This window comes from Anaeromyxobacter oryzisoli, from assembly GCF_022690765.1.
Lineage (GTDB): Bacteria > Myxococcota > Myxococcia > Myxococcales > Anaeromyxobacteraceae > Anaeromyxobacter > Anaeromyxobacter oryzisoli.
In genome coordinates this window covers 19,578-35,204 of sequence record NZ_JALCZA010000048.1, presented here as the reverse complement: position 1 = coordinate 35,204, position 15,627 = coordinate 19,578, and the positions used below count along the sequence as shown (strand labels likewise).

Here is a 15,627-nt window from a genome sequence, read left to right as displayed (position 1 = left end):
CGCCGGCGGCGCGCGGTCCTCGAGGGCGAGGTCGGCGATGGGGCCGCCCCCAGCGGGCGGCGCGGCCGCGGGCTCGGAGGCGAAGTCGAAGTCGCCCGAGAAGTCGAGCTCGCCGACGCCCGGAGCGGCGGCCGGCGCGGCCATCTCCAGCGCCGGCGGGGGGGCGACCTTCGTCGCGGCCGGGACCGAAGGCGGAGGCGCGAGCTCGGGCAATGCGGGGGCGGCCGGCGCGCGCGGAGCGCCGAAGAGCCCGTCGAGATCCGTCACGGGGGGGCTGGCCGACCCCGGGCGCGGCGTCACGGTGGCCGCGAAGGGATCCCCGAGCGCGGCGAACGGATCGGCAGGAGCCGGCGCCGCCGCGAACGGATCGGCGCCCGGCGCCGCGGGCGCGAACGGATCGACGGCGTGCGGGGACGGGCCCGCGGCGAACGGGTCGGCGGCGGGCTGATCCCCGGCGGGCGGCGCGAACGGATCCGGTGCGACGGTGGAGGCGGCAGCCTGGACGGGCGCCGCGAAGGGATCCGGCGCCGAGGCTGCGGAGGGGGCTGGGGGCGCGGCGGGCGCGAACGGGTCCCGCTGCGCGGCCGCACGGGACGGCGGGCGCGCCTCGAGATCGATCGCCGCCGGGGGCGCCGGGCGGGCCGGGGGAGCGGCCGGAGCCGCGCCGGCGTCCCGGTGGACGGCGAAGACCGTCTGGCACTTCGAGCAGCGCACCTTGGCGCCGCGCGGACCGATCCGGTCCTCGGCGACCTTGAACTTCGCCTGGCAACGCGTGCAGATGACGATCATGCGGGCCCGTCCGGGACTTTGGAGATTACACCGCGAACCCGCTTGACACCAGGCGCCACGAACAGAACAATCCTCGCGATCTTGCAGGCTTACCGCCGCCCTGGGACGACATGACCGACGAGCACACCGAAGGTACGGAGCAGGCCACAGGCGGAGTCGAGCCGAAGGTCATCAAGCGTTACACGAACCGGAAGCTCTACGACACGGTGGAGAGCCGATACGTCACGCTCGACGAGATCGGCCAGATGATCAAGGCCGGCGGCGAGGTGAAGATCGTCGACAACCGGACGAAGGAGGATCTCACGTCCGTGACCCTCGCGCAGATCATCTTCGAGGAGGAGAAGAAGACCTCGCGGATGAGCCTCGAGACGCTCCGCGGGCTCATCCGCCAGGGCAGCGAGGTGGCGCAGCGGCTCGTCGAGGGGACCCAGGAGCAGCTCCGCGGTCGCGTCGACGCCGTGAAGGCGGCGGCCGAGCAGCGCGTCCAGAGCCTGCTCACGCGCGGTCAGGCGACGAGCGACCGCGCGAAGGAGCTGGTCCAGGCCTCGCAGGAGAGCGTCGCGGCGCTGCAGAAGCGGATCGACGAGCGGATCCGGGCGGCGATGGAGGGGATGTCCAACCTCGCCGAGGTCCGGCGGCAGCTCGACGAGATCGCGCAGCGGATCGACGGGCTCGAGCGGCGGATCGACGAGCTCGGGAAGAAGTAGCGGCTACGCGCCGGCGGCCGACCGCAGCGCGGGCGCCCGCGCGAGGATCTCGTCGCCGAGCGCCGCGAGCGCCGCCGCGCCGGACGACCTGGGCGCGTACTCGAAGATGGTCCGCCCGTGGCTCTGGGCCTCGTCCACCTTCACCGACCACCCGAGCACCGTCCGCGACAGGGTCTCCGGGAACCGCTCCTGGAGCCGGGCCAGGATCTCGTCCGCGAGCTGGGTCTTGCGATAGAGCGTCGGCACGACGAGGAGCAGCTCCGGCGCCCGGCCGCGCTCCGCGCGCAGCCGCTCCAGGCTCCGGACGATCTCGGCGCAGCCGTCGAGGGCGAGGTACGTGAGCGCCACCGGCACCACCAGCTCTCGCGCGGCGCGGAGGACGTTCTCGGTCACGAGCGACAGCGACGGCGGGGCGTCCAGGAGCACCACGTCGTAGCGCCCCGGCCGGATGGTGGCGAGCCGCTGGTCGAGCCGGTCCGCCCGGTCCGGGGCGGGCGCGACCGCCACCGGGAAGGCGGCGAGGTCCTTGTTCGCGGGGACGAGGTCGAGGTTCTCCACCCCGGTGGGGCGGACCACGTCGTCGAACCCGATCGCGTAGTCGAGGAGCCAGTCGTGCACCGTGGGGGAGAGGTCGCGCACGTCGACGCCGAGCGACTTCCCGGCGTGCCCCTGCGTGTCCAGGTCCACCACCAGCACCCGCTGGCCGCGCGCCGCGAGCCGGGCCGCGACGTTCACGCACAGCGTGGTCTTGCAGGTGCCGCCCTTCTCGTTGATGAAGGCGATCCGGCGCATCGGGCGGGCGCTACGCGGCCTCGTCCGGTCCACGGCCCTCGCCGGGGCGCGGCCCGCCGGGCGGCGCCGCCTCGATGCGCTCGGAGAGGCCGTCGATCATCGACTCGAGCTCCTCGAGCTTCCGCCTGAGGGCCGCCACGTCGTCCCGCGACGGGAGGTTCGCCGCGTGGAGCGCCTGCTGGACGCCCCGCTCGAAGGTGCCCCGCGCCTGCACCGCGGAGGACACCAGGCTCGACAGGCCGGTCGTGACCCGGTCGCTGGAGAGGAGCTTCCCGACGACCCGCCCCATCCCCTCCTCGCCCACCGCGAGGGCCCGCTTCAGCATCGGGTTCCGCAGCACGTCGTCGAGGCGCATAGATGGTGGACTTGTCCCCCTGCCCTCGCTAGCTTGTCAAGCCTCGTGGGCCTCCCGACCCTTCTCGAGCGGCGGCTCGTCATCGTCACGGGCAAGGGCGGCGTGGGGAAGTCGACCGTGACGGCCGCGCTCGCCCTGCTCGCCGCCCGGGCCGGGAAGCGCGTGCTCGTGTGCGAGGTGAACGCGCAGGAGCGGATCGCGCCGCTGCTCGGCGCGCCGCCGTCGGGGTACGCCACCCGGCAGGCGCGGCCCGGCGTCCACACGGTGAACGTCACGCCGGCCGAGGCGATGCGCGAGTACGGCCTCCAGGTCCTCCACTTCCGGACCATCTACGAGGCGGTCTTCGAGAACCGGGTGGTGCGGCGCTTCCTGCGCATGATCCCGTCGCTGCCCGAGCTGGTGATGCTGGGCAAGATCCTGAACGAGGTCCGGGCCGAGGAGCACGAGCGGCCGCGCTGGGACCTGGTCCTCGTGGACGCCCCGGCGACGGGGCACGCCGTGCAGCTCCTCCGGGTCCCCTCCGCCCTCGTGGGGACCGTGCCCGCGGGGCCGCTCCGGCGCGACGCGGAGTGGATGGAGGAGCTGCTCGTCGATCCGGACCGCACCGCGGTGGCGCTGGTCACGCTCCCCGAGGAGATGCCGGTGAACGAGGCCATCGAGCTCGACGGGCAGGTGCGCGGCGAGCTCGGCATGCTCCGCGGCGCGCTGTTCGTGAACGCCATGCCGGACACGCGCTTCAGCCCCGAGGAGGCCGTGCGGCTGGCGCCCCTCGCCGCGGCGGCGCCGCCGCTGGGCCCCGCCGCGCGGGCCGGGCGGCTCTACGCGATCCACGCCGAGCAGGCGAGCCGTCACCTCGCGCGCGCGCGGGCGGCGCTCGACCTGCCCACCTGCGTGCTCCCGCTCCTGGCCGTGCCCGAGTGGGGGCTGTCCGCCGTGGAGGCGATCGCCGCGGCGATCGCGGCCGCGCCGCCCGGGAGCGCGCCGTGAACGACGTGCGCGACAGCCTGGCGCCGCGCCGGATCGCGATCTGCGTCGGCTCGGGCGGCGTGGGCAAGACCACCGTCGCGGCGGCCATCGCGCTCCAGCGCGCGCTCCAGGGCGGCCGCGCCCTGGTCTGCACCATCGACCCGGCGCGCCGGCTCGCGAACGCGCTCGGGCTCACCACGCTCGGCAACGTCGAGACCCGGGTCCCGGAGCACAAGCTGCACGAGGCCGGCCTGCGGCCGCGCGGCGAGCTCTTCGCGATGATGCTCGACGTGAAGCGGACGTGGGACGACCTCGTGACGCGCCACGCGCCCGACCCCGCCCGCCGCGAGCGGATCCTGCGGAACCGGCTGTACCAGCAGATGTCGGCGGCCCTCGCCGGCTCCCAGGAGTACATGGCGATGGAGAAGCTGTACGAGCTCGCGACGGATCGCGACTACGACCTCATCGTCCTCGACACGCCCCCGACCGCCCACGCCCTCGACTTCCTCGACGCGCCGGACCGGATCCTCGACTTCCTCGGGAACGAGACGGCGCGGACGATCCTCGCGCCCGCGATCGGCGCCGGCCGGATCGGGCTCCGGCTCGCCCAGCTCGGCGGCGGCTACATCGCGAAGACGCTCGCGCGCTTCACCGGCCAGGAGATGCTCTCGGATCTCGGCGACTTCCTCCGGGGCTTCCAGGGCATGTACGACGGGTTCAAGGAGCGCGCCGCCGCGGTCCGGGCCCTCCTCTCCCGCGCCGAGGTCGGGTTCGTCCTCGTGTGCGCGCCGACCCCCTTCTCCGTCGAGGAGGCGCTCGCGTTCCACGAGCGGCTCCACGCGGAGTCCATGCCGGTCGCGGGCCTCGTCGTGAACCGGCTCACCCCGGATCTCTGGCCCGCGGGCGCGGGGCCCCTCCTCGCCGCGGCCGAGCTCACGGCCGCGCTCACGGCGGCCGGCGCGCCGGACGGCCTCGCCGCCCGCCTCGCGACCACCCTCGCCGACCACCAGACGCTCGTCACGGCGGAGGCCCGGACGCTCGCCCGCCTGCTCGAGCGCACGACGGATCCGCGATCGCTCGTCCCGCGGCTCGAGACCGACGTGCACGACCTCGCGGGCCTCGCCAGGATGGCCGAGGGGCTCTAGACCCAACCGAGAGGCGCTATAACATCCGTCCGATGCGCCTGCCGGATCTCTCCGTCCAGACCCACGCCGCGTGCGAGCTCGTCGAGATCACCGGCGAGGTCCGGGCGGCGCTCCGGGCCGCCGGGGCCCCGGACGGCCTCCTCCTCGTCTACGTCCCCCACACCACCGCCGCCGTCACCATCCAGGAGAACGCCGATCCCGACGTGCGCGCCGACCTGCTCCTGGCGCTCCAGAACGCCGTGCCGGCGCGGCCCGCCCGCGGGTCCTACCGGCACGCCGAGGGGAACAGCGACGCGCACGTGAAGACCGCCCTCGTGGGGACCTCCGCGACGGTGATCGTCGAGGGGGGTGCGCCGGTGCTCGGGACGTGGCAGGGGATCTACCTGTGCGAGTTCGACGGCCCCCGGCGCCGGACGATCTGCCTCAAGGTGCTGCCCGGGTGAGCGTGCTCCCGATGACCCTCCGCCGATCCGCCTCCCTCCTCGCCTCCGGCCTCCTCCTCGCCTGCGCCACCGCGGGCGCGCCACGCCGCGGCGCCCCGGCCGCCCCCGGCCAGCCCGCGGCGGCGACGACCGCCCCCGCGATCCCGCCGGCCCCCGCGGCCCCGCCTCGGATCACCTACCCGCCGGAGGAGGTGAAGGCCTCGCCGACCGACGTCGAGCTCGAGGGCAAGAACGACGAGGAGCTCTTCGCCATCGGCACCGCCGCGTACGGCGCGGGCGAGTACGCCCGGGCCGCGGCCGCCTTCGCGCGCCTCGTCGATCGGTACCCCTCCTCGCGGCACGAGGCGGCGGCGCTGTTCGACGCCGGGCTCGCCTACCAGCACCTCGAGGAGTGGCGCCTCGCGCTCGAGCGGTTCCGCGCGCTGGAGCGGAAGTACGAGGGGCCGGACGCGCTCGAGGCGAGCTTCAAGATCGCGGACTGCCTCTACTACCTCCACGAGCTGCCCGAGGCCCACGCGCGGCTCGAGGAGATCCTCCGCCGCGAGGGGCTCGATCCCACGCTGCGCATCCGCGCCCTCGCCCAGCGCGGCGTCCTCGAGCTCGAGGCCGGCAAGGCGGAGGAGGCGGAGCGGAGCTTCCGGCTCGCCCTCGGCGCCTGGCAGGGCGCGAGCGAGGAGGAGCGGCTCGACCCGTACTACCCGTCGCTCGCGCAGTACTACCTCGGCGAGACCTACCGGACCTGGTTCCGCGCCCTGCCGCTCGATCCCTCGACCGGCGACGAGGCGCGGCTCCGGCAGGACCTCGAGCACAAGGCGGAGATGCTCCTCTCGGCGCAGGGCCACTACCTGCGCGCGATCCGGATGGGCGACGACCGCTGGGCGGTCGCGGCGGGGTTCCGGATCGGCGAGCTGTACGACGAGCTGCGCAAGCAGCTCCTCGAGGCGCCGCTGCCCCCCGGGCTCGACGCCGAGCACGCCGCCGCGTACCGGGCCGAGCTCCGGCGCCGGGTGCGCGTGCTCGCCGCGAAGGCGATCACCGCGTACGAGCAGACCATCGCACGCGCCTCGCGCACCGGCGTGGACGACCTCCGCTTCCTCGCCGACGCGCAGGCCTCGCTGTCCCGGCTCGAGGCCGCGCTGGCGGAGGACGCCGAGCCGCCCAGGACCTGACGACGACGGCGAGGCCGGCTACGGCTTGCGCGCCTCGCCGCGCGCCTCGCCGGCGTAGAGGGCGTCCAGCTCCGCCGCGTAGCGGCGCTCGATCGCCTTGCGCTTGAGCTTCTGCGAGGGGGTGACCTCGCCCTCGGCCTCGCTGAACTCCCGCGGCAGGATCGCGAAGCGCTTCACCGTGGCGAAGCGGGGCAGGGTCGCGTTCATCCTGTCCAGCCCGCGCTGCACGAGCGCCGCCACCTCGGGCAGGCGCGCCAGCTCCGCGACCGGCGCGCCGGCGCGCCCGTGCTCGGCGGCCCACCGCCCGATCGCCTCCGCGTCCAGGGTGACGAGCGCCGTGACGTAGTTCCGGCGGTCGCCGTGCACGAGCACCTGCGAGACGAACGGCGAGAACGCCTTGAGCCTCGCCTCGAGCTCCGCCGGCGCGACGTACTTCCCGCCGGAGGTCTTGATGAGGTCCTTCTTCCGGTCGGTGAGGGTGAGGTAGCCGTCGGCGTCCACCGCGCCGATGTCCCCGGTGTGGAGCCAGCCGTCCGGGTCGAGCGCCTCGACGGTCTGCTCGGGCAGCCCCCGGTAGCCGCGCATGATCCACGGCCCGCGCATGAGGATCTCGCCGTCCTCGGCGATCCGCACCTCGATCCCGGGGAACGGGGGGCCCACGGTGCCGAGGCGGTACGCCCAGGGGAGGTTGCAGTGGGTCGCCGCCGAGGACTCGGTGAGCCCGTAGCCCTCGAGGATCACGATCCCCATCGCGTCGAACAGCTCCGCGATGTCCCGCGAGAGCGGCGCGGACCCCGAGACGAAGAACCGGAGGTTCCCGCCGAAGATCGCGCGGACCTTCCGGAAGACGAGCCGGTCGGCGAGCGCGAGCTGCGCGGCGAGGACCGTCCCCGGCGCCCGGCCGGCGCGGCGCAGGCGCGACGCCTGGAGGCCGACCTCGACGGCCCACCGGAAGATCCGGAGCTTCACCGGGCCGCCCGCGCGGGCGTTCGAGACGATCCGGTTGTGCACCTTCTCGAAGATCCGCGGCACCGCGCACACGAACGTCGGCCGGATGCGCCCGAGGTTCTCGACGAGCCGCTCGACGCGACCGTCCACCGCGGTGACGAAGCCGATCCGGAGCTGGGCGGTGCCGATCATCTTCCCGAACGAGTGCGCGAGCGGCAGCCAGAAGAGCTGCACCGCCCCCTCGTGATTGAGGATCCCGGACTCCTGGATGGCGCGCGACTGCGAGGCCCAGCACGCGTGCGTGAGCTCGACGCCCTTCGGCCGGCCCGTCGTCCCGGAGGTGTAGAGCAGCGTGGCGAGCGAGTCGGCGCGGACCGCGGCGGCGGTCTCCTCGAAGGCGCCCGGGTGGGCCCGATCCCAGTCGCGCCCCCGCGCCTCGAGCTCCGCCAGGGTGATCACCCAGCCGTCGGCGGACCCCGGGCCGTCGAGCACGACGACGTGGCGGAGCGCCGCCAGCTCGGCCCGCCGCGAGGCGAGCTTCGCCACCTGCGCGGCGTCCTCCGCGAACGCGATCACCGCGCGCGAGTCGGAGAGGATGAACGCGCAGTCCTCCGCGACGGTGGACGGGTAGATCGTGCTCGTCGCCCCGCCGGCGCAGAGGATCCCGAAGTCGGCGAGGATCCACTCGATCCGCGTCTGGGAGAGGATGGCGCAGACGTCCTCGGGCCGGACGTCGAGCGTCCGCAGGCCCGAGGCGATCGCCCGCACCCGCGCCTCGGTCCCGGCCCACGTGAGGCTCCGCCAGACGTCGTCCGGCCCCGGGTACCGGAAGGCCTCGGCGGTGGGCGTCCGCCCCACGCGATCGAGGAACAGCTCGGGGACGGTGCGAGGATCGGCTGGCACGATGCGACCTCCAGGAGGGGGGACGAATGTAAATCGAAGCGAGCCGGCGGGCGACGGGCCTGGCGGCGCGTCCTCGTCCGCGGCCGGAGCGACCATCCGCCATCGCGGATGAACCATCCGTCATCACGGCGACGCCTCGAAGGCGGCCTGCCGCTTGACAGATGATCCGTCCGCTACTTAGGATTGGCCTCTAATACAACGGACCATCTTCATCATCGGTCACTCCGAGGAATCCGCCATGTCGATCCCTTCGCACCGGAAGCTGCGCTTCGAGACGCTCCAGGTCCACGCCGGCCAGGAGCCCGCGCCGGGCACCAACGCCCGGGCGGTGCCCATCTACCAGACGAGCTCCTACACGTTCGACTCGGCCGAGCACGGCGCGAGGCTGTTCGGGCTGAAGGAGTTTGGCAACATCTACACGCGCATCATGAACCCGACGACGGACGTCTTCGAGAAGCGGATCGCCGCGCTCGAGGGCGGCGTCGCCGCGCTCGCGACCGCCTCCGGCCAGGCCGCCGAGTTCATCGCGATCACGAACATCGCGCAGGCCGGCGACAACATCGTCTCGACGAGCCGCCTCTACGGCGGCACCTACAACCAGTTCAAGGTCAGCCTCCCCCGCCTCGGCATCGACGTGAAGCTCATCGACGACGACGACCTCGCGACGGTGAAGCGCTCCATCGACGCGAAGACGAAGGCCATCTACGTCGAGTCGATCGGGAACCCGGCCGGCAACGTCCCCGACTTCGAGGCCCTCGCCGCCCTCGCCCACGAGAACGGCATCCCCCTCATCGTGGACAACACCTTCGGGGCCGGCGGTTACCTGGTCCAGCCCATCGCCTGGGGCGCCGACGTGGTGGTCGAGTCCGCCACGAAGTGGATCGGCGGCCACGGCACCTCGATCGCCGGCGTGATCGTGGACTCCGGGAAGTTCGACTGGGCGAGGAGCGGCAAGTTCCCGTTCTTCACCGAGCCGTCGCCGGGCTACCACGGGCTCGTGTTCAACGACGTGGCCGGGGTGAACGGGCCGCTCGGGAACATCCAGTTCATCCTGCGCGCCCGCGTCGAGGGGCTGCGCGACCTCGGGCCGGCCCTGTCGCCATTCAACGCCTTCCTCCTCATCCAGGGGCTCGAGACGCTCTCGCTCCGCGTGCAGCGCCACGTGGACAACACCCTCGCCCTCGCGAAGTGGCTGAAGACGCACCCGGCCGTCGCCTGGGTGAACTACACCGGCCTCGAGGATCACCCGCACCACCAGCGCGCCCGCAAGTACCTCCGGAACGGGTTCGGCGGGGTGCTCACCTTCGGCATCAAGGGCGGATTCGAGGCGGGGAAGAGGTTCATCGACTCGGTGAAGCTCTCCTCGAACCTCGCGAACGTGGGGGACGCGAAGACCCTGGTCATCCACCCTGCGTCGACGACGCACCAGCAGCTCAGCGAGGCCGAGCAGAAGACCGCGGGCGTGTCGCCGGATCAGATCCGCGTCTCCGTCGGCATCGAGCACATCGACGACATCGAGCAGGACTTCGACGAGGCGTTCCAGGCCGCGAAGAAGAAGTAGCCCCGGGGGTGGGGGCGCGCGCTACCGCGCCCCCACCGCCTCCAGCGCCTTCCCCCAGAAGCCGCCGAACGCGCCGTTGGACATCCCGAGCACCACGTCCCCGGCGCGCGCGGACGCGGCGACGGCCTGGACCAGCGCCTCGACCGTCTCGAACACCCGCGCGGGCTTCCCGTGCGCGCTCAGCGCCGCGACCACCGCGTCCACGTCGAGCCGCTCGTGCTCCGGCACCCGGTCGGTCGGCGCCGGCCGGAGCAGGAACACCTCCGCCGCGCCGGTCCAGGTCGCGGGATCGGAGTACTCGCGCTGGTGGAGGTTCCGTCGGCTGGTGTTCGAGCGCGGCTCGAAGGCCGCGAGGAGCCGCGCGCCGGGGAAGCTCCCCTGGACCGCCGCGAGGGTCGCCTTCACGGCGCGCGGGTGGTGGGCGAAGTCGTCCACCACCGTGACGCCCCCGGCCGTCCCGCGCACCTCCTGCCGCCGCTTCACGCCGTGGAACGCCGCGAGCCCCGCCGCGATCTCCTCGGGCGAGAGCCCGAGCGCGGTCGCGGCCGCCGCGACGCCGAGGGCGTTCTCGACGTTGTGGGCGCCGCCGACGGGCAGGTGCACGTCCGCGAGCGCGGCGCCGTGGCGGACCAGGGTGAAGCGCGCGCCGTCGCGGTCGAGCCGGAGCCCGCGGGCCTCCCAGTCCGCGCCGGGCTGGCTCACGCCGTAGGTCTCGACCCGGGCGCGCGAGCGCGCGGCGATGCGCCGGACGCTCGCGTACCCCGCGCAGGCGGCCAGGAACCCGTCGGGCGGCAGGAGGTCCACGAACCGCTCGAAGGCGCTCTCGTAGTGGGCCTCGTCGCGGTAGATGTCGGCGTGGTCGAGCTCGCAGCTCGTGAAGATCGCGGTGCGGGGCCGGTAGTGCAGGAACTTGGGCCCCTTGTCGAAGTAGGCGGTGTCGTACTCGTCGCCCTCGACCACGAAGTGCGGCCCCTTCCCCAGCCGGAAGTTCGACTCGAAGTCGCGGGTGACCCCGCCGACGAGGAAGGACGGGTCGCGCCCGGCGTGGTGGAGCACCGCGCCCATCATCGCGGAGGTGGTGGTCTTGCCGTGCGTCCCGACCACCACCACGCCGTGGCGCGCGCCGATGAAGAGCTCGCCGAGGGCGGCCGGGAAGGAGACGTGCGGGAGCCCGCGCTCGCGCATCGCCGTCGCCTCGGCGTTCACCTTGCGGACGACGTTGCCGACCACGACCAGGTCGGCGCGGGCGGCGTCCAGGTTGGCCGGCGCGTACGGGGTCATCACCCCGATCCCCCAGCGCTCGAGCTGGGTGGACATCGGCGGATAGACGTTCTCGTCCGAGCCGGTCACCGCGTACCCCGCGGCCTTCAGCATCCCCGCGAACGAGCCCATGCCCGTGCCCGCCACGCCGATGAGGTGAATCCGCTTGATGTTCTTCCAGTCGATCACCGTCTGCTCTCCTGACGTTTCCGAACGCGAACGCGAACGCGATCCACGAGCGCCGATCCCCGGTCCTACACTCCCATGGCCAGCGCCACCTCGTCGTGGAACCGCTGGCGGAGCTCGCGGATTCGCGGCTTGTCCGCGGTGCCCGCGGGGTGGACGTGGTTGGTGAGCAGCGCGCACACGATCCCGGCGTCGAGGTCGATCCAGAGCGAGCACCCGGTGTACCCGAGGTGCCCGATCGCCCCGCGCGGCCCGCGCCCGAGCCGGCTCCCGATGGAGCTCGCGCCGCGGCTCGGCGTGTCCCACCCGAGCGCGCGCTCGCTCCCGGGCACGGCCGCGTCGCGGCGCGCGAACTCCGCGGCGGCGTCCGCCGGCACCGGGGAGCGCCCGCCCCCGAGCGCCTCGAGCCAGGCCTGGCCGAGGGCGGCCACCTCCGCGGGCGTCGAGAACAGGCCCGCGTGGCCGGCGACGCCGCCCATCGCCCACGCGTTGTCGTCGTTCACCGCGCCGCGCACGATCTCGCGGCGCGCGCGGGACCAGCCCGTCGGGAGGAACGTCCGGCCGGCGGCGCGCCGCAGCCCCTCCGCCGGCTCGGCGCCGTCGAGGAAGAAGGTCGCGCCGAGCCCGAGCGGGCCGAAGATCCGGCGCTCCGCCAGGACGGCGAGGGGCGCTCCCGCGGCGGCCTCGACGAGGAGGCCGAGGGCGATGAAGCCGGGATCGCAGTAGAGCGCCCGCGTCCCGGGCGGCGCCTCGAGCGGCTCCGCCAGGACCGCCTCGCCGACGAGCGTCCGGCCGCGCCGGCAGGCCGCCGCGAGCTGCATGGCGCCCGGCCGCTCGCCCGCCGGGGCGAGGAGCCGGGACGCCTCCGGATCCGTCGCCGCCCGCTCGAAATACGGGCGCCAGGCCGGCAGGCCGGACGCGTGGGCGAGGAGGTGGCGGGCGGTCACCCGCTCCTTGCCCCCCGCCGCGAAGCGCGGGAGCACGGCCGCGACCGGCGCGTCGAGCTCGAGCCGGCCCTCCGCGGCGAGCTGGGCCGCGAGCGTGGTCGTCGCCATCACCTTCGTGAGCGAGGCGACGTCGAACGCGTCGTCGAGCCGCACCGCCCGCGGCCGGCCCGGGCGACCGTCCGCCCCGGCCGCCGTCACCTCGCCGTGGGCGGTCGCGTGCACGAGGCGGCCGCCGGCGAGCACCGCCGCCCCGAGCGCCGGGGCGACGCCGCCGGCCCGCGCCGCGTCGAGCAGGCGCGCGACGCCAGGGAGGATCGCGGTCACGCGACGGCCTCGGCCCGGGCCCAGCCGTCGAACAGGAGGCGGGGCGGACCGGCCTCGCCCGCGTCCGAAGCCGGCCCGGGGGCGACGAGCGTGGCGCGCGCGCCGAGCGGGACCGCGAAGTTGGCGTCCTCGTGCCCCGCGGGGAGCCCCTCGATGGCCGGGACGCCGAGCCCCGCCGCGAGCTCCCGGACCACGTCCGCGCCGCGCAGGTCGGGCGTGTCGCAGCCGGGGAACTGCCCGAGGGCGATCGCCGCCACGCCGTCGAGCGCGCCCGCGAGCCGGAGCTGCGTGAAGTAACGGTCGAGCCGGTAGGGCTTCTCGCCCACGTCCTCGAGGAGGAGGATCGCGCCGCGGAGCTCGGGGAGCCAGCGCGTGCCGCAGAGGTGCGCGAGCAGCGTGAGGGAGCCGCCGAGGAGCGGCCCCGCCGCGCGCCCGGGCCGGATGGTGCCGGTCCCGGAGAGGCCTGCGCCCGGCGGCGGCGCGCCGCTCGAGGCGGCCGGCGCGGCCCGGCGGAGCAGCGCCTCGAGGTGCGCCACCGCCGCGTCCGGCGCACGGCCGAGCTGGGTCAGGACCGGGCCGTGCACCGTCGCGAGCCCCGCCCGGTTCAGCGCCGCGTGGATCGCGGTCAAGTCGGAGAAGCCCACCACGAGCTTCGGACGGGCCAGCAGCGGGGCGGGGTCGATCGCGGGGAGGAGCCGCATCGCCCCGTAGCCGCCGCGCGCACAGAAGATCGCCCGCGCGTCCGGATCGGCCACCGCCTCGCGCCACTCGGCGAGCCGGCGCGCGTCGTCGCCCGCCAGGTACCCGCGCCGCGCGCCGAGATCGTCGCGCCGGCGGACCACCAGCCCGAGCCGCCGCTCGAGCACCTCGACGCCGCGGGCGAGCTGCTCCGGATCGAACGGGCTCGAGGGCGCGATGACGCGGACGACGTCGCCGCGCGCCAGCGGCGGGGGAAGTCTCACGGCGCGAGAGGATAATCCGCTCAGGGGAACGGGGTCGAGCGCACCCCGGCCGGGTGCCGATCGCCCCGAAAATTCTGCCGGGACGCTCCGAACTGTTTGGTATTTCGTGGTTCCTGCGCCATCTTTCGAGGTGCAAGACCTGCGGCGCGACCCAAGCGCGTACGCACGCAAACTTCGCGGGCCGCCGAGCGGCCCCGCACGAGGAGCGCGTGATGAGCCCGAAGCCGCAACTCGAAGGCGAGGTCTTCTACCCGTCCCCGGAGGTCGTCGCGGAGGCGCGCGTCAAGGACTGGGACGCGATCGCCGCCCGCGCCGCCGAAGACCCGGAGGGCTTCTGGGCGTCGGAGGCCGAGGAGCTCGAGTGGTACCGGAAGTGGGACCAGGTCCTCGACGCGTCCGAGAAGCCCTTCTACCGGTGGTTCAAGGGCGGCCAGACGAACATCGTCCACAACTGCCTCGATCGTCACCAGCGCACCTGGCGGAAGAACAAGCTCTCGCTGGTCTGGGTCGGCGAGCGGAGCGAGGTCCGGACCTACTCGTACTTCGCGCTGAACCGCGACGTGTCGAAGTTCGCGAACGTCCTGAAGGCGATGGGCGTGAAGAAGGGCGATCGCGTCACCATCTACATGCCCCGCATCCCCGAGATCGTGATCGCGATGCTCGCGACCGCGAAGCTCGGCGCGATCCACTCGGTGGTGTACGGCGGGTTCTCGGTGGACGCGCTCCAGGGGCGGATCGAGGACTCCGAGTCGAAGGTCGTCGTGACCGCCGACGGCGGGTTCATGAACGGCAAGATCGTCGAGCTCAAGAAGACGGTGGACGACGCGGTCCGCCGCTGCCCGACGGTGGAGACCGTGATCGTGGTCCAGCGGACCGGCCACGAGGTGCGGATGGAGCCGGGCCGCGACTACTGGTACCACGACCTCATGAAGCTCCCGCTCGCGTCGGGCGTCTGCCCGACCGAGGTGATGGAGTCCTCCGACCCGCTCTACGTCCTGTACACCTCGGGGACCACCGGGACGCCGAAGGGGCTGATCCACTGCCACGGCGGCTACCAGGTCGGCATCTACTCCACCCTCAAGTACGTCTTCGACGTGAAGGACGAGGACCGGTACTGGTGCGCCGCGGATCCGGGCTGGGTGACCGGCCACAGCTACATCGTCTACGGGCCGCTGCTCATGGGCGCGACCACCTTCATCTACGAGGGCGCGCCGACCTACCCGTACCCGAACCGCTGGTGGTCGCTCATCGAGAAGTACGGCATCACCATCCTCTACACGGCCCCCACGGCGATCCGCGGGCTCATGCGCTTCGGCGAGTCGTGGCCGAACCGCCACGACCTCTCCACGCTCCGGCTCCTGGGCTCGGTCGGCGAGCCCATCAACCCCGAGGCGTGGAAGTGGTACCACCGCGTGATCGGGAAGGGGCGCTGTCCGATCATGGACACCTGGTGGCAGACCGAGACCGGCATGTTCATGATCACGCCGGTCCCGACCATGCCGCTCAAGCCCGGCTCCGCCACGAAGCCCTTCTTCGGGCAGCAGGTGTCGATCCTGGACGACGCGGGGAAGCCGGTGCCGGACGGCGAGGAGGGCTTCCTCGTCCTCGAGCGGCCGTGGCCGGCCATGGCGACGACCGTCTACCGGGATCCGGAGCGCTTCGTGAAGACGTACTGGACGAAGTACCCCGGGCGCTACATGGCGGGCGACGCCGCGAAGCGCGATCGGGACGGCTACTACTGGATCATCGGCCGGACCGACGACGTGATCAAGGTCTCCGGCTACCGGCTCGGCACCGCGGAGATCGAGAGCGCGCTCGTCGCGCACCCGGCCGTCGCGGAGGCCGCGGTGATCGGCCTGCCGCACGAGGTGAAGGGGCAGGCGATCCACGCCTACGTGCTCCTCCGCCAGGGCTTCAAGCCGAGCCCGGAGCTCGAGGACGAGGTGAAGGCCCACGTCGGCCAGCACCTCGGGCCCATCGTCCGGCCGGAGAAGGTCAACTTCGTGGAGGCGCTCCCGAAGACCCGCTCCGGGAAGATCATGCGACGCGTGCTGAAGGCGCGCGCGCTGGGGCTGCCCGAGGGCGACGTCTCCACGCTCGAGGAGTAGGAGCAGCGGGCGAGCGGGGCGGCGGGCGCGGGGCGCGCGCTTCACTGCGGGCGCCGCCGCAC

Annotated in this window: 14 protein-coding genes; 7 read left to right on the top strand and 7 right to left on the bottom strand. The window is 73.8% G+C overall.

Features of this window, described 5'->3' with window-relative positions:
* On the bottom strand, positions 1-789 hold a 789-nt coding region (locus MNZ27_RS15300), incomplete at its 3' end, for a zinc-ribbon domain-containing protein (protein WP_242394955.1).
* Positions 790-899: 110 nt separating this feature from the next.
* Between MNZ27_RS15300 and MNZ27_RS15295 the strand changes: the two genes are divergently transcribed.
* A complete protein-coding gene (locus tag MNZ27_RS15295) occupies positions 900-1,496 on the top strand; it encodes a polyhydroxyalkanoate synthesis regulator DNA-binding domain-containing protein (RefSeq protein ID WP_242394954.1) in 597 nt (198 codons plus the stop codon).
* A gap of 3 nt (positions 1,497-1,499) precedes the next feature.
* Here MNZ27_RS15295 and MNZ27_RS15290 read toward each other — a convergent pair whose 3' ends face one another.
* Positions 1,500-2,288 (bottom strand): ParA family protein, encoded by a 789-nt coding sequence (locus MNZ27_RS15290; RefSeq protein ID WP_242394953.1) that lies wholly within the window; start codon positions 2,286-2,288, stop codon positions 1,500-1,502.
* A 10-nt stretch (positions 2,289-2,298) separates the two neighbouring features.
* A complete protein-coding gene (locus MNZ27_RS15285) occupies positions 2,299-2,643 on the bottom strand; it encodes a phasin family protein (protein ID WP_242394952.1) in 345 nt (114 codons plus the stop codon).
* Between the two features lie 45 nt (positions 2,644-2,688).
* Between MNZ27_RS15285 and MNZ27_RS15280 the strand changes: the two genes are divergently transcribed.
* The 4 genes from MNZ27_RS15280 to MNZ27_RS15265 are packed head-to-tail and all read left to right on the top strand — an operon-like array spanning position 2,689 to position 6,366.
* Positions 2,689-3,630 carry an ArsA family ATPase gene (locus tag MNZ27_RS15280; protein ID WP_242394951.1) on the top strand — a complete coding sequence of 314 codons (942 nt, stop codon included), beginning with the start codon at positions 2,689-2,691 and terminating at the stop codon, positions 3,628-3,630.
* Complete coding sequence (locus MNZ27_RS15275) at positions 3,627-4,754, top strand: ArsA family ATPase (protein ID WP_242394950.1); 1,128 nt, start codon at positions 3,627-3,629, stop codon at positions 4,752-4,754. Before MNZ27_RS15280 ends, MNZ27_RS15275 begins: the two co-directional genes overlap by 4 nt.
* 32 nt (positions 4,755-4,786) lie before the next feature.
* Positions 4,787-5,197: a secondary thiamine-phosphate synthase enzyme YjbQ gene (locus MNZ27_RS15270; protein ID WP_242394949.1), complete on the top strand. Its 411-nt coding sequence runs from the start codon at positions 4,787-4,789 to the stop codon at positions 5,195-5,197.
* A gap of 11 nt (positions 5,198-5,208) precedes the next feature.
* Positions 5,209-6,366 (top strand): tetratricopeptide repeat protein, encoded by a 1,158-nt coding sequence (locus MNZ27_RS15265; RefSeq protein WP_242394948.1) that lies wholly within the window; start codon positions 5,209-5,211, stop codon positions 6,364-6,366.
* A gap of 18 nt (positions 6,367-6,384) precedes the next feature.
* On the opposite strand, the gene MNZ27_RS15260 is transcribed toward MNZ27_RS15265, so the two are convergent.
* Complete coding sequence (locus MNZ27_RS15260) at positions 6,385-8,217, bottom strand: AMP-dependent synthetase/ligase (RefSeq protein WP_242394947.1); 1,833 nt, start codon at positions 8,215-8,217, stop codon at positions 6,385-6,387.
* A gap of 238 nt (positions 8,218-8,455) precedes the next feature.
* On the opposite strand from MNZ27_RS15260, the gene MNZ27_RS15255 reads away from it, so the two are divergent.
* Entirely contained in the window at positions 8,456-9,778 is a 1,323-nt protein-coding gene (locus MNZ27_RS15255; RefSeq protein ID WP_242394946.1) for an O-acetylhomoserine aminocarboxypropyltransferase/cysteine synthase family protein, read from the top strand.
* A gap of 21 nt (positions 9,779-9,799) precedes the next feature.
* On the opposite strand, the gene MNZ27_RS15250 is transcribed toward MNZ27_RS15255, so the two are convergent.
* From MNZ27_RS15250 to MNZ27_RS15240, 3 genes are all read right to left on the bottom strand, one after another.
* Positions 9,800-11,227 (bottom strand): UDP-N-acetylmuramate--L-alanine ligase, encoded by a 1,428-nt coding sequence (locus MNZ27_RS15250; protein ID WP_242394945.1) that lies wholly within the window; start codon positions 11,225-11,227, stop codon positions 9,800-9,802.
* A gap of 65 nt (positions 11,228-11,292) precedes the next feature.
* Positions 11,293-12,495 carry a serine hydrolase domain-containing protein gene (locus tag MNZ27_RS15245; protein ID WP_242394944.1) on the bottom strand — a complete coding sequence of 401 codons (1,203 nt, stop codon included), beginning with the start codon at positions 12,493-12,495 and terminating at the stop codon, positions 11,293-11,295.
* Entirely contained in the window at positions 12,492-13,457 is a 966-nt protein-coding gene (locus MNZ27_RS15240; protein WP_242394943.1) for a S66 peptidase family protein, read from the bottom strand. The genes MNZ27_RS15245 and MNZ27_RS15240 overlap by 4 nt, the downstream gene beginning before the upstream one ends.
* Positions 13,458-13,669: 212 nt before the next feature.
* Here MNZ27_RS15240 and acs point away from each other — a divergent pair, with 212 nt between their 5' ends.
* A complete protein-coding gene (acs, locus tag MNZ27_RS15235) occupies positions 13,670-15,565 on the top strand; it encodes an acetate--CoA ligase (protein ID WP_242394942.1) in 1,896 nt (631 codons plus the stop codon).
* Positions 15,566-15,627 lie beyond the last annotated feature (62 nt).

Excerpts from the sequence above, each read along its gene's own strand:
- MNZ27_RS15295 (WP_242394954.1), top strand. The coding sequence starts at position 900 with ATGACCGACGAGCACACCGAAGGTACGGAGCAGGCCACAGGCGGAGTC.
- MNZ27_RS15290 (WP_242394953.1), bottom strand. The coding sequence starts at position 2,288 with ATGCGCCGGATCGCCTTCATCAACGAGAAGGGCGGCACCTGCAAGACC.
- MNZ27_RS15285 (WP_242394952.1), bottom strand. The coding sequence starts at position 2,643 with ATGCGCCTCGACGACGTGCTGCGGAACCCGATGCTGAAGCGGGCCCTC.
- MNZ27_RS15270 (WP_242394949.1), top strand. The coding sequence starts at position 4,787 with ATGCGCCTGCCGGATCTCTCCGTCCAGACCCACGCCGCGTGCGAGCTC.
- MNZ27_RS15265 (WP_242394948.1), top strand. The coding sequence starts at position 5,209 with ATGACCCTCCGCCGATCCGCCTCCCTCCTCGCCTCCGGCCTCCTCCTC.
- MNZ27_RS15255 (WP_242394946.1), top strand. The coding sequence starts at position 8,456 with ATGTCGATCCCTTCGCACCGGAAGCTGCGCTTCGAGACGCTCCAGGTC.
- acs (WP_242394942.1), top strand. The coding sequence starts at position 13,670 with ATGAGCCCGAAGCCGCAACTCGAAGGCGAGGTCTTCTACCCGTCCCCG.